The 19,328-nt window shown below is 54.5% G+C and carries 19 protein-coding genes; all 19 read left to right on the top strand.

The features are described from left to right. Positions 1 to 152 precede the first annotated feature (152 nt). The 19 genes from VMF88_04230 (at position 153) to VMF88_04140 (ending at position 19,023) form a co-directional block, all read left to right on the top strand. Positions 153 to 650 (top strand): HIT domain-containing protein, encoded by a 498-nt coding sequence (locus tag VMF88_04230; protein HTY10264.1) that lies wholly within the window; start codon positions 153 to 155, stop codon positions 648 to 650. A 188-nt stretch (positions 651 to 838) separates the two neighbouring features. Then, positions 839 to 2,236 carry a M20/M25/M40 family metallo-hydrolase gene (locus VMF88_04225; GenBank protein HTY10263.1) on the top strand — a complete coding sequence of 466 codons (1,398 nt, stop codon included), beginning with the start codon at positions 839 to 841 and terminating at the stop codon, positions 2,234 to 2,236. A gap of 138 nt (positions 2,237 to 2,374) precedes the next feature. Continuing rightward, the gene (locus tag VMF88_04220; protein ID HTY10262.1) at positions 2,375 to 3,955 is read left to right on the top strand and encodes an N-6 DNA methylase; all 1,581 of its coding nucleotides are present in this window, start codon (positions 2,375 to 2,377) and stop codon (positions 3,953 to 3,955) included. Next, positions 3,952 to 5,250 (top strand): pitrilysin family protein, encoded by a 1,299-nt coding sequence (locus tag VMF88_04215; GenBank protein HTY10261.1) that lies wholly within the window; start codon positions 3,952 to 3,954, stop codon positions 5,248 to 5,250. The genes VMF88_04220 and VMF88_04215 overlap by 4 nt, the downstream gene beginning before the upstream one ends. Positions 5,251 to 5,256: 6 nt before the next feature. After that, a complete protein-coding gene (locus VMF88_04210; protein ID HTY10260.1) occupies positions 5,257 to 6,546 on the top strand; it encodes a pitrilysin family protein in 1,290 nt (429 codons plus the stop codon). Between the two features lie 79 nt (positions 6,547 to 6,625). Continuing rightward, positions 6,626 to 7,084 (top strand): MarR family transcriptional regulator, encoded by a 459-nt coding sequence (locus VMF88_04205; protein ID HTY10259.1) that lies wholly within the window; start codon positions 6,626 to 6,628, stop codon positions 7,082 to 7,084. A gap of 60 nt (positions 7,085 to 7,144) precedes the next feature. Next, positions 7,145 to 7,816, top strand: a complete 672-nt coding sequence (locus VMF88_04200) for a nitroreductase family protein (protein ID HTY10258.1) — start codon at positions 7,145 to 7,147, stop codon at positions 7,814 to 7,816. 19 nt (positions 7,817 to 7,835) lie between these two features. Continuing rightward, a complete protein-coding gene (locus tag VMF88_04195; GenBank protein HTY10257.1) occupies positions 7,836 to 8,267 on the top strand; it encodes a DoxX family protein in 432 nt (143 codons plus the stop codon). Positions 8,268 to 8,663: 396 nt separating this feature from the next. After that, positions 8,664 to 9,119, top strand: coding sequence for a VOC family protein (locus VMF88_04190; protein HTY10256.1), 456 nt, complete (start codon positions 8,664 to 8,666; stop codon positions 9,117 to 9,119). Positions 9,120 to 9,136: 17 nt separating this feature from the next. Beyond that, positions 9,137 to 9,604: a VOC family protein gene (locus VMF88_04185; protein ID HTY10255.1), complete on the top strand. Its 468-nt coding sequence runs from the start codon at positions 9,137 to 9,139 to the stop codon at positions 9,602 to 9,604. A gap of 30 nt (positions 9,605 to 9,634) precedes the next feature. Next, positions 9,635 to 10,219, top strand: coding sequence for a YceI family protein (locus tag VMF88_04180; GenBank protein HTY10254.1), 585 nt, complete (start codon positions 9,635 to 9,637; stop codon positions 10,217 to 10,219). A 71-nt stretch (positions 10,220 to 10,290) separates the two neighbouring features. Continuing rightward, positions 10,291 to 10,695, top strand: a complete 405-nt coding sequence (locus VMF88_04175; protein HTY10253.1) for a DoxX family protein — start codon at positions 10,291 to 10,293, stop codon at positions 10,693 to 10,695. 392 nt (positions 10,696 to 11,087) lie between these two features. Next, positions 11,088 to 12,497, top strand: a complete 1,410-nt coding sequence (locus VMF88_04170) for a PAS domain S-box protein (GenBank protein ID HTY10252.1) — start codon at positions 11,088 to 11,090, stop codon at positions 12,495 to 12,497. After that, a complete protein-coding gene (locus VMF88_04165; GenBank protein ID HTY10251.1) occupies positions 12,490 to 13,881 on the top strand; it encodes a sigma-54 dependent transcriptional regulator in 1,392 nt (463 codons plus the stop codon). The genes VMF88_04170 and VMF88_04165 overlap by 8 nt, the downstream gene beginning before the upstream one ends. Before the next feature lies 1 nt (position 13,882). Then, the gene (locus tag VMF88_04160; protein ID HTY10250.1) at positions 13,883 to 14,893 is read left to right on the top strand and encodes a hydroxyacid dehydrogenase; all 1,011 of its coding nucleotides are present in this window, start codon (positions 13,883 to 13,885) and stop codon (positions 14,891 to 14,893) included. Positions 14,894 to 14,965: 72 nt separating this feature from the next. Beyond that, complete coding sequence (locus VMF88_04155; protein ID HTY10249.1) at positions 14,966 to 16,612, top strand: ATP-binding protein; 1,647 nt, start codon at positions 14,966 to 14,968, stop codon at positions 16,610 to 16,612. Beyond that, entirely contained in the window at positions 16,609 to 17,289 is a 681-nt protein-coding gene (locus tag VMF88_04150) for a response regulator transcription factor (protein ID HTY10248.1), read from the top strand. The genes VMF88_04155 and VMF88_04150 overlap by 4 nt, the downstream gene beginning before the upstream one ends. 212 nt (positions 17,290 to 17,501) lie before the next feature. After that, positions 17,502 to 18,554 carry a beta galactosidase jelly roll domain-containing protein gene (locus VMF88_04145; protein HTY10247.1) on the top strand — a complete coding sequence of 351 codons (1,053 nt, stop codon included), beginning with the start codon at positions 17,502 to 17,504 and terminating at the stop codon, positions 18,552 to 18,554. Positions 18,555 to 18,630: 76 nt separating this feature from the next. Beyond that, a complete protein-coding gene (locus VMF88_04140; GenBank protein ID HTY10246.1) occupies positions 18,631 to 19,023 on the top strand; it encodes a hypothetical protein in 393 nt (130 codons plus the stop codon). Positions 19,024 to 19,328: the final 305 nt, after the last annotated feature.

Below are 19,328 nucleotides of genomic sequence, written 5' to 3'. Positions count from 1 at the left end.
CATTCCGTTGGAAGGATCTACGACAATGCACTACGTCATCTGTAATCTGCGTCATCTGGAATCTGCGCAAAATCTGCGCTATCTGCGTAATCACCGTTGCTTCACTCCCCGATCCTCCATATATTCCTTCAGCCAATATCAGAAAGGAGAACATGGAACGCCTTTTCTCTCCATGGCGGTCGGAGTATATCGGATCGTTTTCCAAAAAGCCGAACGACGAAGGATGCCTCTTCTGCGCTGCGGCAAAAGACAAGAACGATCCACGCCGCCTTATCCTGCTCCGCCGGAAATATTGCTTCGTGATGATGAACCTGTATCCGTACAACAGCGGTCATGTGATGGTCGTGCCGTACACGCATACGTCGGACTTCGGCCGCCTTTCGGCGGAAGAACACGCCGACGTCATGACCGCCGCGGCGCGGTTGATCGAGGCGCTCAACAAGACGATGAAGCCGCAAGGATTTAATTTCGGCGCAAACCTCGGGCGCGTTGCCGGCGCCGGCATCGACCAGCATATTCATTTCCACCTTGTCCCGCGGTGGAACGGCGATACGAACTTCATGCCCACCCTCGCGGACACGAAACTGGTCTCCGAGTCGATGCAATCGACATACAAGAAATTGAAGAAGGCGTTAGCCGCGAAGAAGTGAAGGAGGCCCCGGTCCTGTCATCCTTCTCCAGACAAAGAACGTCGGGAGAGGCATCCATGACTATCCAGCAGGGAATATCAACGATGCCGATTTGTTGGGAGAAACGAAAATGCGACTCATTCCTGCCGCCACTTACTGAGAACTAAGAAATGGAATATAGGATCACCAACCAATCCAAGGAGGCCGTTTTGAACTTTTCTTTCGGACGTTTTTTTGCCCCGTTCTTTCTACTCCTTTTTCTTTTTCCATCGTCGATCCTTTATCCACAGCCGGCGCCCGCATCTCCGTATGCCGATGCGGCATCCGCTTTGATGGCGAAAGGACTTACCGAGCTTCGCGCATTTTCGATGCTCTCGGAACTGACCGGAACGATCGGCAATCGTCTGAGCGGCTCGCCGCAGGCGGCCAGGGCTGTCGAGTGGGGTAAAAAGACGATGCAGCAGTGCATGTTCGACTCCGTCCATCTTCAGCCGGTCATGGTACCGCATTGGGTAAGGGGGAGCGAAGAACGCGCATCGATCATCGATGCGGGCAAAGAAACGCCCCTTGCGATCTGCGCCCTCGGCGGCAGCGTCGGGACACCGAAGGAAGGAATTTCAGCCGGCATCATCGAAGTCCACTCGCTTGAAGAGGCAAAGAATCTGGGGGAGAAAGCCAAAGGGAAGATCGTCTTTTATAATCGCCCCATGGATCCAACAAAATTTTCGACGATGGCGGCCTACGGCGGCGCCGTCGACCAGCGCGGCCAAGGAGCTATTGAAGGGGCGAAAGTCGGTGCGAGCGCTGTTCTCGTTCGTTCGATGTCTCTGGCGATCGACGATGTTCCCCACACGGGGGCAATGTATTACGTCGACGGCGTTCCGAAGATCCCTGCCGCGGCGGTCAGCACTGCGGGGGCGAATATGCTGAGCGAATTGCTGAGGTCGGGGAAAGATGTCCGCGTCAGTATGACCCTGAGCTGTGAAACTCTTCCCGACGTCGAATCGGCAAACGTCATCGGTGAAATTCGGGGGACGGAGAAGCCGGGGGAAGTGATCGTCGTCGGCGGACATCTCGACAGCTGGGATAAAGGACAGGGGGCGCACGACGACGGGGCGGGAGCCGTACAGTCGATGGAAGCGCTCCGGCTCCTGAAAGAACTCGGCTTGAAGCCGAAGCGGACCATCCGCTGCGTTCTCTTTATGAATGAGGAAAACGGCTTGCGCGGCGGGAAAGCATATGCTGCCGCAAAACGTCCCGCCGGAGAAAGGGACATCGCCGCCATCGAAACGGATGCCGGGGGGTTTGCTCCGCTCGGGTTCGGCATATCGACGGATTCTGTGAAGTTCGAAAAATTGAAAAAACTCTCTCCCGCTCTCGCCGAGATCGGCGCGGACCGCATTCTCAAGGGGGGCGGCGGTGCGGATATCTCGCCGCTGGCAGAATTCGGCGTTCCGATGATCGGGTTGGAGCCGGAAACCCAGCGCTACTTCGACTACCATCATTCGGATAAGGATACGATTGACAAGGTGAATCCGCGCGAACTCGAGCTCGGCGCCGTTGCGATCGCGATCTTTGCCTACGAGATCGCGGAGGAAGGGCTGTAAGCAGTGGTCAGTAAGCAGTGAGCAGTAAGGAGCGAACGGTGAACAGAGAATGAAGAAGAAGCAAGTATCGATCGGGAGTTTTTACCGTCCGCGAATCTTTTTTATTTTTCCTCTTTCATTTTTTATTTTTGATTCCCCATGTCTCCGGCCGCCGCACACACAACTCGCATAGGCGCTTTTTTCACTCCGCTCGCATGGGCGAAGTGGGTTGTTGAAAAGAATCGTCTCTTCGGGCAATGGCTGGAAGGGGGAGTAGTGTTCGACCCGACGGCAGGCGAAGGGAATTTTCTTGAGGCGTTCATCGCAATTGCCGTTGACCGCGGCATGCGGGTGACGGAGGAGATGACGTCACGGCTGACGGGGGTCGAAAGAGAAAAGGATTTCGTCGAGAACTTCTTCCGAAAGATGCGCAGCGTTTACGGCATTGATTTTCCCCGGAAAAATTTTTCCTGCGAAGACTACATCTCTTCCGGAAAGAAAATAAAAGCGGATGTCATTGTCGGAAACCCTCCGTGGCAGAATTTTTGCGACCTCCCTTCTTCCTACAAGGAATTTCTCAAGCCGTATTTCCGGCGCTACCATCTGGTGGAAAATGGGAAAGACGTGCTGCTGGGGGGATCGCGGATCGACATCGCGGCGCTCGTCATTGCAAAAAGTCTGACGGAGAACCTTGCGGAAAACGGGAGAGCATACTTCTTCCTGCCTCTTTCCATTCTCCTGAACGGCGGGGCGCATAGCACATTTAGAAACTACAAGCTCGGGGAAATACGCTTTGCGGTTGAACAGGTGTACGACTTTAAGCATCATCCTGTCTTCGACGGAGTCGGAACGAGATACGGACTGGCAGTTTTCCGCCGGGATGCGGAACAATTATTCCCCATCCCTTACTTTCTCTTCGAATCGGAGCGCTGGAAAAAATATTTTGCCCGGCCTGCCGGGAATGCGAATGATCCGCTCAGCGTTCAACCGAAGAGAGCCCCCGCCATGGAATCATTTTCCAGGATCGAAGTTCCTTCAGAATCGAAGCCGAGGCAGGGGGTGAATACCTGCGGTGCAAACAGCGTCTTCATCTTCGATTCGCTTGCTCCGATGGACGGGGATGTCGTATTGGCGAGCAGCGCTTCGAAGAAAGGGATTCCCCTTCCGTCGAAATATCTCTTCCCCCTTGCGGCGAAGGACAACTTCGAAGAGACCGAGCCAGTTCCGCACCGGTTTATTCTTTTGCCGTATCATGAACAGACGGGAAAACCGCTCGGCGCTGCAGACATTGAGAAAGAACCAACGCTTCATGCCTATTTGTTGTCGCAGAAATCGGTTCTTGAAAATCGAAAAGGAACGCTCATCAATTCATGGATTTCGAAAGGCTGCTGGTGGGCGCTCCTCGGAGTCGGCAGGTATTCTTTTTTGCGGCATAAGATCATGTGGGAAGCGTTCGGCAGAAAGACCTATCGTCCCAAGATCTTTTCCGGAAGATGGCAGGGAAACCAGGCGCTCCACGCGTACATCCCGACGGACGACCGGCTCAGTGCCGCGGACATTTGCACCCGGCTTCGCCACCCTGCGGTTCAGCGTTATCTATCCTCGCAGCAAATGGAGGGGACATGCAATTGGGCGCAGCCCGGAAGGATCAGCGGCCTTCTGAGCCTGACCGGAAAGCAACGGGTCCCGGCCCCCGCTTTTCCATCGAATTCACCATCTCAAGGGGAAAGCGCGAAGTGAATTCCATCCAGCATCTCAGGCGCGAAGACATCCCCCTCTTGGGAAATCTTGCAGTTCAGCAATACCGGCTTGCAAACGGATTGCAGATCGCCGTTGTGGTCGACAAAACGACGCCGATCTTCACCTATCAAACCTGGTTCAAGGTCGGCTCGGCAGATGAGCCTGCCGGCAGGCAGGGGCTCGCCCACCTGTTCGAGCACATGATGTTCCGCAAAACGGCCTCACGGCCGATGGGAGAATTTGAGCGGATCGTGAACAACAACGGCGGGACCGGCATCAACGCCTACACATCCCGCGACCAGACCGTCTACTTTTTCACCTTCCCCAGCGATAAGGTCGAACTCGCGGCCGACCTGGAATCCGACCGGATGGCGAACCTTGTCGTCGATGCCGAGATGTTTGAAACGGAAAAAGGGGCGGTCCTCACGGAGAAGAATCGCGGCCTCGACGACCCGAACCGGCTCCTGTGGGAAACGATGTACTCCCTGGCGTACACGGAACACAATTACCGTTACTCGACGATCGGAGAAATTGAGACGATCAAGAGCTTTTCCGTTGACGAAGCCCGGAAATTCTACGCAAATAATTATTCTCCCAACAATTCGCTGATCATTATTGCGGGGGACGTCGAACCCGAATCCGTTGTCCGCATTGTCGATGAAAAATACGGCCCGCTGAAACCGGCGGTTCCGGACAAGCGCGATGTGACGGCTGAGCCGGTTCAGCGGGAACCCCGTTCGACCGTCATCACTCACCCGAAAGCGACGCGGCGGCTTCTTGCGAAATCGTGGCATGTCCCGGACATGCTCCATCCCGATTATCCGGCGCTGGCTGTGGTCGGCAAGCTCCTGACCTCCGGGAAATCGGCCGTGCTGAACGAACGGCTCCTCAACACGGCGAAGGCGACGGAAGTGTTTTCCGACGTGTACGTGTCGCACGATATGGGGACGTTTGAGCTGTACGTGCAATGCGCCGACGGCGAGCCGTTCGAATCGGTCGACCAGACCTTTCTTTCGTGTGTGAGCGAGTTCGCGGAAGGGAAAATCAGCGACGAGCAGATGCAGATCGTGAGAAATAATTTGCAGCGCGAGATGTACCGTGCCGTAACCGTGCCGGCGCAACTCGCCCGGCTTCTCGGCGACGGTTTCATCAATACCGGAGACCTGTCGTTTCAGATAAAAGCAATGAAGCGCATCGAGGCCGTCGACAAGAACGATATTCAACGCGTGGCGGCGAAATATCTTCTGGAGGGAAAATCGACAACGGTACAACTTATTCCGGAACAGAAAGTGTAGCCCCGCATGCCTGTCGCTGATCACCATCTCTACTTTGAACGGGACCCGCGCGTACCGATGACGCATCTTACCCTCGTGTTTCACGGCGCCGGGATTCAGCAGGAAGCTGGCGCGAAAACGGGGCTTGCGCGGATGACAGCGAAAATGCTTTTCCGGGGAACACCCGGAATGAGCCGGGAAGCCATTGCGCGGAAATTCGAACTGCTTGGCGCAGAAGTGAATGCTTCGGTGTCCGAGACGGATTTCGTTGTTGCGGTCTCGTGCTTCACAAAGAACTTAAAAGCCGTTCTGGAAAATGTCGCATCGATCTTCCGCGAAGCAGATTTTCCGCAGCATGAACTCGACCTGCTGAAAAAAACGGAGCTCAATCAGCTTGAGGCAGCTCTCCAGGATCCCGAGCGCGTCCTCTCGGCGGCGAATCAGTTTGTTCTTTATGACGGAAAGAGCATCGGACGGATCGGCTCGAGAGCGGGGATCGCGAACGTCAGTCGGGATGATATCATTGATTTCTACGCAAAGGTCCGAAGCGTTTCGGTACTGTACTTCACCTCGATCTCCGATCTGACGTACGATGAGATCGAGCGGGAGACAGCGCGTTTTGTTTCGGGGAGGAGGGCGGACGGCTTTACGCTGAAACCGGAGGCAGATTTCAGGGAGACCGTCGGACGGCAGGCAGTCATCGTACATTCGGCGGAGGCAAAGAACGACCGGCTGATCTGGACGCAAAAGGGGATCGGTGCGACCGACGACCGGCGGTTCGACCTCAACCTCATCATCGACGCGCTCGGCAGCTTCGAAGGGTTCCTTTTCGACGAGCTCCGCAACAAGAAAGGATGGTGCTACGGCGCTTACGCCTTTGTCGTTCCCGCCACTACGCGCCCGGGACGGATCGGAGCCTACGCCGACCCGTCGCTTGAGACATCAAAAGAGTTGATCTCCGAATTGCTCCGGCTCCTGCGGGTTTTTTCCGAGGATCCCGGATTCCAGGAGCGGCTGCGTCAGCGGAACTCGACCTTCAAGAGCCGCTACTCGTATCAGCTCGACCTGAAATTCAAGCTGGCAAGCAGGGTGGGGAAGGACCGCTACGGGATCCCGATTCTCAGCCGGGATGAGTATAACAACCGCATCGATGCTGTCACGGAAACGACGACCCGCAAAGTCATTGACGAGCTCTTTGACGACCGCAATCTCTGCATGGTCTTTTACGGCGATGCCGGGAGACTCCAGACGATATTGGCTGAGTGCGATCCCCGCATTGCCTGCACGGTGCTGGAAAAAGAAGCTCTGATCGCGTAGAAAAATATTTTCAAAAAAGTACTTGACAAAAGCGATAACATGTATTAAATTTGAATAGTTTGAATTCAAAATAAATATCTTGAAAACGACGAGAAAATACGGGAAAAAGGCTGATTTAGCCCTCAGTCTTTGGGTGAAGCTGGCCCGGGCAAGCTCGATATTTGGCAGGCTGACCGCCTCGGATATCCAGACGTACGGTCTGACGCCCCCGCAATTCTCGGTGATCGAGACGCTCGGCCATCTCGGCCCGATGAAGATGGGAAGCTTCTGTTCAAAGCTGCTGACGAGCGGTGGAAACATCACCGTGGTGATCGATAACCTGGAAAAAGACGGGCTGGTAGAGCGCGTGCCCGTCCCCGAAGACCGGCGTGCGATCACTGTCCAGCTTACCGCGAAGGGGGAAAAGATGTTCAACGAGATCTTTGCGAAGCACGCGCAGTTCGTCACGAAAATGGCGTCGGTGCTGGATGAGAACGAGCAGATGGAGCTCTCGGCGCTGCTGAAGAAGCTGGGCATGGCCCTGCAGGAAAAGTTCTAAATTTTTTTTGGGCTTATATTTCAAATTTGAATATTATAGATTAGAACATATTAAACTTCTATGGAAACGCAAACTCAAGAATTACTAATTCGCTCTCTGAATGCGGAACAATTTCAGTTCCCCGTGCATCCGCTGCTGATGGCGCGGAAAAGTCCCCGTGCATTTGCCGACAGACCTGTCGAGCCGGAAAAACTGCGAAGCTTGCTCGACGCCGCGCGGTGGGCTCCTTCTGCCAGCAACACGCAGCCATGGCGCTTTATCGTTGCCTCGAAAGAGCGGCCGGAGGAACATCGCCGAATGGCAAACCTGCTCTTCGAGGGGAATAAAGTGTGGGCTGAAAAAGCTCCCCTCCTTATTCTCTCGGCCGCACAGGTCAACGACGCGTCCAGCGGCAAGACCAACAGGTTCGCTCTCTACGACGTCGGCTCCGCGACCCAGAACCTTCTGTTGCAGGCCTCGGCGCTGGGGCTCGCCTCCCATGTCATGGGAGGATTTCATGCCGAAGAGGCGAAAGCAACGTTCAATATCCCGGCGGAGTTCGAACCGGCAGCGGTCATCGCGGTCGGATATCAAGGGGAGACAGAATCATTGCCCCGTCATCTGCAGGAACGTGAGATGATGCCCAGAGTCCGCAAGCCGCTGACGGAGTTTGTCTTCGGAGAGATCTGGGGGAAGCCTTCGCCGGCATTGGCAGTCGAACAAAAAGAATTCCATCAATCAATCAACAATTAACATTCAAAGGAGTAATACCATGAACTTCACATTCGATCACATATCGGTCGGCCTCTTCTTGCTGCGGGTGATTCTCGGCGTCGTCTTTTTTGCCCACGGCGCTCAAAAAGTATTCGGCTGGTTCGGCGGATACGGCATTGCCGGCACGGTCGGCTATTTCAAGAACGTCGTGCATGTTCCCGCACCGCTCGCGTACCTCGGACCGTTCGTCGAGTTCCTCGGCGGCGTCGCACTTCTCTTGGGCTTGTTCACAAAGTTCGCAGCCCTCGGTATCTTCATCATGATGCTTGTGGCTACGCTGAAGGTTCATCTTCCGAGCGGGTTCTTTATGAGCGGTAAAGGGGATGGAAAAGGGACGGGATACGAGTACACGCTGACGCTGGCGGTGATCTCGCTCGTCCTTGTTCTTCTCGGCGGCGGCATCTACAGTGTCGATACGCTGATATACTAGGAGCTGGCTGAAAAGACGGTTTTCACGCTTGACGCGTATAAACATGTTGCAGAGCGCGTTGAATGACAACTATCCAGAAGACTCGAACGGAATGTGAGTACATGTCATCCTGAGGAGGAGCGTTCTCCGCGACGACGAAGGATCTATGACTCTGCACTGCCGTAACACTAGGAAGCGCCGTCAGAAAAGCCTGAGGGTCGCCAGGCTGCAGTATCATGGATTCTCCCGAAGGGATGCTTCGGAGCGGCATTCGTCCCGCTTAGAAGGGCAATGATCTGGATGGGTTCCTTCAGAATGACATCGTGAAGAATTTTTTCGATACCTTTACAAATTTGTCCAGCGCGTCAAGGAACTTTTCGTTCCGCAGACGTGTCTCGAATGAAAGAAACAAACCAAATGACAAACCGAACCGCTGTTCTTAATGATACGAAAGGCGACCCTGTGAACGATCTTCGTCTTCCCGCTCAGACTCACATCGGATACGTCAGTTTGCAGGTGGCGAACCTGGATCGGTCGCTGGAATTTTACAGCTCCTTATTGGGAATGAAGAAGGCGATCGACCTTGGGACGACTATTGTCCTCTCGGCGTCGGGAAGAGCTCCGTACCATATCTTGTTGACGGAGCGCCAAGGTGCGCGGCCGAAGCCCCCCCGTACGTCTGGGCTGTACCACGTCGCGATCCGCTATCCCAGCCGGCGCGAATTGGCGAAGGTCTTTCGGCGGTTCTACCATCATAACACCGAATTCCAGGGCTTTTCCGACCACCTGGTCAGCGAAGCGATCTACCTCGCCGATCCCGATGGTAATGGCGTGGAGTTGTATGTGGACCGCCCCGCGTTCAATGGGAGGTGAAGGGCAACCAGATCCAGATGGCAACGCTCCCCCTCAACCTCGAGTCACTAGTAAAAGAGCTTCGGGATGAGGATGCGGACACCGACCCGATCGATTCGAAGACCGACATCGGCCATGTTCATTTGCATGTTTCAGACTTGCAGACAGCGGACCAGTTCTACAATGTTCTTCTCGGTTTCGACGTAACGCAGCGGTCGTACCCGGGAGCCCTGTTCTTGTCCGCCGGCGGGTATCATCACCACATCGGCGCGAATGTCTGGGCAGGCCGCGGTGTTCCGCCGCCGCCGGACGACGCTGCCGGATTGCTGAGCGTTGGGATTGCTCTCCCCTCCGGGCGATCGGTCCGGGAGTTGGCGGAAAGGTTTGAAAAGCAAGGGGCTCAGTTTGAACTGAAGGATCACGAAGCGCTTCAAACGGAGGTGCTCCGCATCAAGAGTCCGGATGCGCTGGACATCGAGTTCTTCAGTTCCGAAAATAAACAGTAACCATCCATCATCCAAAAGAAAGGCCGTACTTTGAAAAAGAGCTTTGTCGTTTTCTTCGCACTCACTGTTGCCGCAGTCTCGGCGTTTGCCAAATCCGGAACGTGGTCGCTCGACCAATCCCATTCCAATATCAGCTTCAGCATCCAGCATATGGTGATCTCTGAAGTCACCGGCACTTTCAAAGATTTTAACGTATCGCTTCTTTCGTCGAAGGACGACTTCAGCGATGCAGCGATCTCCGCGACGATCGGTGTCAAGAGCATCGATACCCGCAACGAAATGCGCGACAACCATCTGAAGACGGACGATTTTTTCAACGCGGAAAAATTCCCGACGATCAAATTCCAGAGCACCTCGCTCGAGAAAGTAAGCGATGGGCACTATAAGATCAAAGGATACCTGACGATCCGGGACAGCACGAAAGCGGTGACGATCGATGCGGTTCTCAACGGCGTCATCAAGTCCTCCAAAGGAGCCCGCTCCGGCTGGAAGGCGACCCTTGCCGTTAACCGGTTCGATTACGGGCTGAAGTGGGACCGCACTATTGAGAGCGGCGGGCTTGTGGCCGGATCGATGGTGAATCTGACGTTCAATTTGGAATTCGTGAAGCAGTGATCATGTGACCGGCTTGTTGTTGTCGGCTCCCGTCGTTCACACGTCATCTGAAAATTTTCCCGGAGAGTAATATGGACCAGGTTCAAAAAAATCGTCCAGCGCTGAATGTCGTTCTTTGGATATTCCAAATTTTGCTGGCTCTGGTTTATGTAAACGCAGGTTTCTTAAAAACCTTCAAGCCGATTTCCGAAATAGGGGCGCAGATCTTTTGGGCCCCCCGGATGCCGGAGGCGCTGGTCCGGTTCATCGGCATATCCGAGCTCCTCGGCGCGATCGGCTTGATTCTCCCCGCGGCCCTCAAGATACGGCCGCAGCTGACGGCCCTTGCCGCTGCCGGACTCTGCTTGATCATGGTAATGGCAAATATTTATCATATTGCGGAAGGGGAATTCTTCGTTCTTCCGATGACGGGAGCCTTGTTCTTATTCGCTCTCTTTGTCGCATACGGGCGGTGGAAATTGTCCCCTCTCTCTTAGATTGAAAAAAAAATAGGGACCCCTGATCAGAGAGTCGTGGACTGATTGAATCGATCAGTTTTTAATGCTTATTGATTCCCTGCCGGAATGGCGCAAACTGAAGCCGGGTCCTGGTCATTCCGGTCCCCACCTCGTCGAAATTTCGAGCGGTGGGGGGATTCTGCTCGGGACAATCTTTGGAATCGGCAATCTTTAGAATCTGCAATCCGCGCAATCTGCAATCTGCGCAAAATCTGCGTCATCTGCGTAATCACTTTTACTCCGAAATTCCCGAAAAGCATTTTTTTCTTGTCCGAAAAAGTGTTACTATTCAGGGTAAACGCCGATTCCACGCCATTTGAAAGCGGCATGCCGAGCAGCCGCAAAACAACTGAAGTTTATCGATGGAGAGAATGCACTCAGAATACGGCCGTGTCTTTGACCTTCTGCCGGAACTCATTTTTATTCTCGATAAAAAGGGGACCATTCTCGATTTCAACCTGAGCGCCGCCAACCAGTTCTTTAAGGGGAAAGGCGCTCAGCCTGCGGAGTCCATTTTTGATCTGTTGAAGGGACCCCAAAAAGAGGAACTGGGGACCGCGCTGAAAAAGATCCGTACCGACCTCTACCTCCGCTCTCAATTCAGTTACGACGGCAAACGTCCGATGGATGTGGAGTTGACGATCAAAAGGCTCAATTCCGATTCCGCCGACGTTCTTGTGCTCATCGCAAAAGACATCACGGAACAGGAAAAGAAGGAGCTCGATCTTCTGAGGTTCTCGGAGGTCATGCAGCATACGATGAGCCCGATCCAGATCACCGATGCGCAGGGGAAGATCATTTTCGTGAACCCGGCTTTTGAACGGGTCAGCGGGTATTCAAAAGAGGAGCTGCTGGGGAAAAATCCGAACATCCTCAACAGCGGCAAGCTGGACCCGAAATATTGGCAGGAGATGTGGAATAATATTCTGAAGGGGAAGGAGTGGGTGGGCCAGATCCAGAACCGGCGAAAGGACGGCGAGCTGTTCCATACGGAGCTTGTCATTTCCCCGATCATCGACCAGCGGGGAACGGTCGTCGGTTTTTTGGGAGCCCATCGCGACATCACGGAACAGAAATTACTCGAGCAGCAGCTCGTCCGCTCGCAGAAAATGGAAACATTCGGAACGCTTGCCGCCGGCATCGCCCACGAAGTGGGAAACCCGCTCACCTCCATCTCCTCGATCGTGCAGGTGATCCAACGAACGACGAAGGACCACTTTGCCCAGGAGAAGCTCGAGTTGGTGAAGAACCAGGTGAACCGCATTGCGAAGATCATCAGGGAGCTTGTCGATTTCTCCCGGCCGTCGGCGTACGAGGTCAAGCAGGCGGACGTCAATACGATCATCCGCGACGCGGTCAACATCGTGCAGTACGGCAAGAAGGTCCACGACATCACCTTCGTGATCGAGCTCGATGAGAATCTCCCCCAGGTCTCCGTCGTTCACGACCAGCTTGTGCAGGTCTTTCTCAACATCGCGATGAACGCCGTCGATGCGTGCGAAGGGAATCCCGGAACGATCCGCATCTCGAGCCGCGTCGCCCCCGAGAACATCGAAGTCGTGATCGAGGATACGGGGAAGGGGATCCCCGAAGGAGATTTTGCAAAGATCTTCGACCCGTTCTATACGACCAAAGAGGTGGGGAAGGGAACCGGACTTGGATTGTGGGTGAGTTACGGGATCGTGAAAAATTTCGGAGGGGATATCCGCGTCGAAAGCAAAGAAGGAAGAGGGAGCACATTTACGGTTATCTTGCCATTGAAAGGAACGCCAAATGTCTGAACGATTACTCGTGGTCGACGATGAAGAAATTATCCGCGACTCGCTGACGTTCATCCTCCGCAAGGAGGGGTACGAAGTCGACGAAGCACGTAACGGCGTTCAGGCGCTCGAAAAGATCATGAGCGCGTCCTACGACATTGTCATCACCGACATCGAGATGCCGGAGATGCGGGGGACCGAATTGCTGGAGAAAATCTCACTCCGGTCGCCCCAGACCTTCGTCATCATCATCACTGCCTACGGCTCTATCGAGACGGCGATCGAGGCCCTCCGCAAGGGAGCCTACGACTACGTCCTGAAGCCGATCGAATTCGACGACCTGATCTTCCGCGTACGGAAGCTTCTCCAGCACCGGAGCCTGTCCCTCGAGAACACGCTGCTGCGAAAGGAATTGAACCGTCAGTACGATTTCCACAATATCATCGGCCAGAGTCCGGCGATGAAGAAGGTGTTCCAGACGATCGAGAAGGTCGCCGCGAGCGAGGGGACCGTGCTCATCACGGGGAAAAGCGGAACGGGGAAGGAACTCGTCGCGCGGGCAATCCATTTCAACAGCAAGCGGGCGGCGAAGCGCTTTGCGGCGATCAACTGCGGCGCGATCGTCGAAACCCTCGTCGAAAGCGAGCTCTTCGGGCATAAAAAAGGCTCGTTCACCGGGGCCGTGGCGGATAAGGACGGTGTGTTCAAGGTCGCGGACGGAGGGACGCTGCTGCTCGACGAGATCAGCGAGATGCCCCTCCATCTGCAGGTGAAGCTTCTCCGCGCAATCGAGCAGAGGGAGATCTTCCCCGTCGGTTCCAACGACGCGTTCAAGTTCAATGTCAGGATCATCGCTTCGACGAACAGGAATCTCCGCGAAGAAGTGGCGAACAACAAGTTCCGCGAGGACCTTTTCTACCGGTTGAACGTCGTCGAGATCCACCTCCCCTCGCTGGTCGAGCGCGTGGACGACATCCCTCTCCTCGTCGGACATTTCGTCAACACGTACCGGGGACAGATGGGAAAGAACATCAAGGGAGTCACGAACCAGGCGATGAACGTCCTGATGCACTATCAGTGGAAGGGGGAGGTTCGGGAACTGCAGAATGTCATCGAGCGCGCTATGATCTTTTGCGAGAACGAGTACGTGGACGTTGTCCATCTTCCCGACAACATGCAGAAGCTTTCGACCGCCGGCGACGCCGGACTTTCCGGCGAAAGTTCGACCCTCAAGGACGCGACGCGCGGCTTCGAGCGGCGCTTCATCGAGGAAACGCTGCAGCATCATGACTTCAACAAGGAACTGGCAGCGCGCGAGCTCGGCATCAGCCTCTCGTCCCTTTACCGGAAGATGGAGGAACTGAAACTGCCCGTCAAGCATTCATCATCGTCGAAGGACGAGTAGCATGAAGAACATCGCCTTTTTTGAGACGACGAGATCGGAAGAGCAATTCCTCCGGAAGAGGATCGGAAAAAATATTTCCCTGCAGTTTTTCCCCGACCCCGTTCACGAGGTCCCGGCGGGAAAATTCTCCAAGGCGGACGTCCTTTCGGTGTTCATCTATTCCCTCGTCAAAAAAGACCTGATGAAGAGTCTGAAAAATCTTCAGCTGATCGCCACACGGAGCACCGGCTTCAACCACATCGACATTCATGCGGCAAAGAAGCAGGGGATCACGGTCTGCAACGTTCCGTATTACGGCGAGAACACCGTCGCCGAACACACCTTCGCGCTCATCCTGTCGCTTTCCCGCAATATCCACAAAGCATACATGCGGACCTTGCGGAATGATTTTTCGCTGGAAGGATTGCGCGGGTTCGATTTGAAGGGGAAAACGCTCGGCGTGATCGGCGCGGGGAGCATCGGTCTGCACGTCATCAGGATGGCGAAAGGATTCGGCCTGAACGTCCTCGCGTACGACCTGAAGCCGAATCACTTCCTCGCGGAGACGCTCGACTTTACGTATGCCCCGCTGGAGGAGCTTCTTTCGCGGTCGGACATCGTTTCGCTCCACGTTCCGTCGAACTCGGCGACGCATCACCTCATCAACATGAAGAACGTTCGCCTCATCAAGAAAGGGGCGTTGTTCATCAACACCGCACGCGGAGACCTGATCGAAACGCAGGCGCTCCACTACGCGCTCAATTCGGGGATCTTCGCCGGCGCCGGGCTCGACGTGTTCGAAGGAGAAGAGCTGGTGAAGGACGAAAACCAGATGCTGACAAAGAACGTCCCGGTCGAGAAACTGCAGGCGCTCCTCCAAAAGAACATTTTGCTCAAAATGGAAAATGTCATTCTCACTCCCCACATGGCGTTCGACAGCGTCGAAGCGGTCGAGCGCATTTTGCAGACAACGGTCGATAACATCGCGGCCTTTGAGCGCAAGACGCCGCAGTTCGTGGTCAACCCGGGATAACCGCTTCATCTTCGTGAGCGCCGCCGCCGTTACCCCACGGCGCCGAATCTCATCAATACTCTTCGAACGGCAGTGAACTCGTTCTCTTCGCTAAAAAAAGTCTCGCTGATCCTTCTGGTCATCGTTCTTCTTCCGGCCCTGTTCTATTCCGGCTACGAGATCAGCTCGCTCAGCAGCAGCGAGGAGATGTTCGGGGCAATGTACCGCCAGCAGCTCGACGTCATCCTCTTTTCCGTCAATCAATATGCGTGGGACGCCGTCTCGTCGTGGGCCGGAACGCTGCAGAACATCGTCTCGGACCGGAGATCGCGCTCCGCCGTCGAGTTCGTCCAATCGCTGCACGATTTTATCAGGCAGCACGGGACCGTTCAGGCGGTCTTCAATTGCGACACCTCGTTCGCCGGCATCATCCTCGTCGAATCGGGCGAAGCGCGCACCCGCCTTCCCCGGTTTAACGAGACCACGCTTCGCGCGCAGCTCCGGAAGAACAGGGATAAGATCGGTCGGTTGATCGATTTTCAGCGCGTCGAGTACAGGAAGATCGAACCCCTTGCGTTCAACGATTCGCTTGAAAAAGAGGTCCCCGTCGTTCTGGCGTTCATCACGAAGGATTACGCCGCCGTGCCGCGTATCGTCGGGATCGTCCTCGATGAACGAAGCTTCATCCACGACATTCTCCTGAGAAAACTCGGCGAAGCGGCGGGGGACGAATTTGTCCTTGCGGCGATCAACCGGAAGACGGGAAAAGTCGCGGACGCAACCTCGCCGGTGCTGCGGGACGAGATCAAGCAGGAGAAACCTCTCTGGCTGTTTCCTGATTACACGCTCGGTATCCGGCTGAAGGGGAGAACGATCGACGAGCTCGTCGAATCCCGGTTCTACCGGAATATGACGATCATTATCATACTGGATATTGTCCTCCTCGCCGGGGTTTTCCTGATCTACCGGACCCTTCGCCGTGAAATGCAGCTCATCCAGTTGAAATCCGATTTTGTGTCGAACGTCTCGCACGAGCTGCGGACGCCCTTGTCGCTCATCCGGATGTTCGCCGAAACGCTCGAACTGAAGCGGATCAAGACCGAAAAGAAGAAGCACGAGTACTATCGCACGATCATCCAGGAGTCCGAGCGTCTGACGCATCTCGTGAACAACCTCCTGAATTTTTCCCGGATGGAGGCGGGCAAGAGAAATTATCAGCTCCGCGAACTCGACCTGAACGGGCTGACGTCGAAGGTCATCGGGTTCTATGCGCCGCAGCTCAGAAAGCAGCGGTTCAAGGTCGTCCTTGAACTTGCAGAGCACGTGCCGGCGGTCCTCGGCGACGAAGAGGCGATCGAAGAAGCCCTTCACAACATTGTCGATAACGCGATGAAGTACAGCGGCGATCGGCGGTACATCCGGATCGCGACCGGCACCTCCGAATCGTCCGCGTTCGTCGAAGTGCAGGACCACGGGATCGGCATCGCCCCTGAACATCACGCGAAGATTTTCGAGAAATTTTACCGCGTGTCGACAGGGTTGGTCCATACGACCAAAGGGAGCGGCCTCGGCCTGGCGCTGGTGGACCATATCATGAGAGCCCATAGCGGTTCCGTCGAACTGAGCAGCGCTCCGGGAGAAGGGAGCGTTTTTCGCCTTCTGCTCCCGATCAGAAAAGTTATAGACGAAGGAAATTCATCGGCCATCCAACGTGAACGAAAGCAGGCGCGAAGATCATGACGGCAATTTTGCTTGTTGAAGACGAACCCGAGATGCAGAAAGGGTTGAGAGACAATCTGGAATTCGAGGGGTATAAGGTGGACATTGCCGGCGGGGGCAAAGAGGGATTAAAAAGAATTCTGAATCATACGTATGACCTGGTTCTTCTTGATGTCATGCTCCCCGAAATGTCCGGCTTCGATGTCTGCAAGCGGGCGCGGGAAAAGGGGGTGCGCGTGCCGATCGTGATGCTGACGGCGAAAGGGGAAGAGGTCGACAAGGTGCTCGGTTTGGAGCTAGGGGCCGACGATTATATCACCAAGCCGTTCAGCCTTCGCGAATTGCTTGCGCGCATTAAGGCGGTGCTCAGGAGAAAAGAGGGGGGATCGGAACTGCCGGGGAAAACAAAGATCGGAAACCTTGAGCTCGACTTCTCGACGTACGAAGCAACAAAAAGAGGGAAAGCCGTCGAGATGACATCGAAGGAATTTGAAATTCTCCGGTTTCTCTGGCAGCACCAGAACCAGGCGGTCACACGCGACGCCCTGCTCACGAACGTTTGGGGATATGACGAATCGATCAGCTCCCGCACCGTCGACAATTTTATCGCAAAATTACGGCAGAAAATCGAGCCATCCTCATCCAAACCCCGCCATATCATCACCATCCACGGCACCGGCTATAAATTGCTTCCGTAGGGATCGTAGCCTACACCGCGCCAAGGAGCAAAGAGTAAGGAGTAAGGAGTAAAGAGTAAGCACTCTGAGTACTGCTTACTGCCTACTGCCTACTGCCTACCTCCTACTGCCTACTGATACTCCTCCGTGACAACTTTTTACATCTCTTTACTTCCCTGCGACACATCTCATCTCTCTTCATAATAGCTTTCAGGAGTTAACAAGGAGGATATATGCGATACTGGACCTTCATAGTATTTGCGCTTCTGATGATCGACCGCAGCGATGCGCAGGACTGGAAGATGCTTGTCGATTTTCGCGGGCAATGGAAGTTCAAACTGGGGGACAATCAGAAATGGGCGAAGCCGGAGTACGACGACAGCAAATGGGATGAGATCTTCGTTCCGGCAAATTGGGAGGATGAAGGCTATCCCGGATACGACGGCTACGCCTGGTACAGGAGACGCTTCCGCATTTCTCCCGACGAGCGCGACAAACCGGTCTATATCCATCTCGGCTGCATCGACGACGTCAGCGAAGTGTACCTGAACGGACGTTTTGTGAGTTTCACCGGCTCGTTTCCCCCGCATTATATCACGGCCTACAACGTCGATCAGAAATTCATCGTCCCGAAAGGATATTTGAATTTTTCGGGGGAAAACGTCATTGCTGTGCGCGTCTACGACGACCAGCTGAACGGCGGCATGAATCAGGGGAAGCCCGGCGTGTTCGAGATGAAGGATTATCTTTATCCCGATATCCCGATCGAGGGAACCTGGAGGCTCGAAAAAGGGGATGACGACGACTGGGCAAAGCCGTCGTACGACGATTCAGATTGGCCCGAAGTGATCGTGCCCGCGTACTGGGACACGCAAGGGCTGAAAGATTACGACGGATACGGCTGGTACCGCGTCCGCTTTACGATGCCGGAGAGATTCAAAGATCAGGATCTTGTGCTGCTGGTCGGAAAGGTCGACGATGTCGATGAAACGTATTTGAACGGCGAGCGGGTTGGCCGCACGGGGACCAGACATGTTCAAGGATGGGAGTACAAAAAATTCCGCGCCTATACCGTGCCGTCGGACCTCATCAAATTCGGCGGCGAAAATGTTCTGGCGGTCCGGGTGTTCGACCATTTCCTCCACGGCGGAATTTACGATGGGCCGGTCGGCTTTACGACGCGAGAGCATTACCGCCGGTGGGAGCGGAAACACACCGATAACGAGAACAACAATAATGATTGGAACGACAACTGGCATTGGAATATCTTCGACATCTTTCGATAACGGCCCGAATTTGCCAAAGAGCGGCAAATTCCTTCAATCATAAATTTACGAACGCAGTTCAACCCGTGAGGTAGATATGAGATACTGTCTTGTTATATTTGCAGTTTCATTGTGCGTCGCAAACACCTCCTTTACGCAAACCGGCTACAATGAGCCTCAGAAGCTGACACTTCGTGTGACATCGAGCAGCGAGAACTCAGTAGCTTTTGTCGCGTCGATATTTTTCAAGACAGACAAAGTAAGGCTTGACAATACGATACAACAAACTCCATACGAGATTACCGTTGAGTCGAATTATGTCAATGCAACAATTGTCAAGATGTCGGGAGGTGGAGATCTGGTCGTTGATTTAATAAGATCAAAGAAGGTCGGCGGTCAGCCGGATCTCAAGGCGAGCAGTTCTAGTGTTGTTGTGGTGGGGACGGTGATGAGGGGAGATGAAAGCTTATACTATCAGTCCACCTTTTAACTGAGGACCACTGCATAACCAGTCGCGGATCATGACGGTCGCGTTTTCCGCAGAAAGGCGGCTGCGGGCGGCCGCTCGATGAAGCTGCGACTCGCAGAGGTGCAGCAGCGTCGCTTCGGTTTGTTGTTTTCCTTCTTTGCGTGCGGCTCGTCGATCCTTGACGGCTGCACGTTGAGTTTTATCCCGTGACAATTCGTGACAACTCTTTACGCATCCGAGACATCTTTTACTGTGCGGCATCGTTCATAGAGTTGAAAAAAGAAATCGATCCACAACGAACACCACATCTTACAACGGAGGAAGTC

Source organism: Bacteroidota bacterium (assembly GCA_035506275.1).
GTDB lineage: Bacteria > Bacteroidota > Ignavibacteria > UBA10030 > UBA8401 > JAGVPT01.
This window is presented reverse-complemented; position numbering and strand designations above follow the sequence as displayed.

What these genes read in the sequence shown, in the direction of transcription:
- VMF88_04185 (HTY10255.1), top strand. Translation starts at nt 9,137, where the DNA reads ATGGCAACGCTCCCCCTCAACCTCGAGTCACTAGTAAAAGAGCTTCGG.
- VMF88_04170 (HTY10252.1), top strand. Translation starts at nt 11,088, where the DNA reads ATGCACTCAGAATACGGCCGTGTCTTTGACCTTCTGCCGGAACTCATT.
- VMF88_04190 (HTY10256.1), top strand. Translation starts at nt 8,664, where the DNA reads ATGACAAACCGAACCGCTGTTCTTAATGATACGAAAGGCGACCCTGTG.
- VMF88_04165 (HTY10251.1), top strand. Translation starts at nt 12,490, where the DNA reads ATGTCTGAACGATTACTCGTGGTCGACGATGAAGAAATTATCCGCGAC.
- VMF88_04160 (HTY10250.1), top strand. Translation starts at nt 13,883, where the DNA reads ATGAAGAACATCGCCTTTTTTGAGACGACGAGATCGGAAGAGCAATTC.
- VMF88_04150 (HTY10248.1), top strand. Translation starts at nt 16,609, where the DNA reads ATGACGGCAATTTTGCTTGTTGAAGACGAACCCGAGATGCAGAAAGGG.
- VMF88_04195 (HTY10257.1), top strand. Translation starts at nt 7,836, where the DNA reads ATGAACTTCACATTCGATCACATATCGGTCGGCCTCTTCTTGCTGCGG.
- VMF88_04175 (HTY10253.1), top strand. Translation starts at nt 10,291, where the DNA reads ATGGACCAGGTTCAAAAAAATCGTCCAGCGCTGAATGTCGTTCTTTGG.
- VMF88_04230 (HTY10264.1), top strand. Translation starts at nt 153, where the DNA reads ATGGAACGCCTTTTCTCTCCATGGCGGTCGGAGTATATCGGATCGTTT.
- VMF88_04145 (HTY10247.1), top strand. Translation starts at nt 17,502, where the DNA reads ATGCGATACTGGACCTTCATAGTATTTGCGCTTCTGATGATCGACCGC.
- VMF88_04200 (HTY10258.1), top strand. Translation starts at nt 7,145, where the DNA reads ATGGAAACGCAAACTCAAGAATTACTAATTCGCTCTCTGAATGCGGAA.
- VMF88_04140 (HTY10246.1), top strand. Translation starts at nt 18,631, where the DNA reads ATGAGATACTGTCTTGTTATATTTGCAGTTTCATTGTGCGTCGCAAAC.
- VMF88_04220 (HTY10262.1), top strand. Translation starts at nt 2,375, where the DNA reads ATGTCTCCGGCCGCCGCACACACAACTCGCATAGGCGCTTTTTTCACT.
- VMF88_04210 (HTY10260.1), top strand. Translation starts at nt 5,257, where the DNA reads ATGCCTGTCGCTGATCACCATCTCTACTTTGAACGGGACCCGCGCGTA.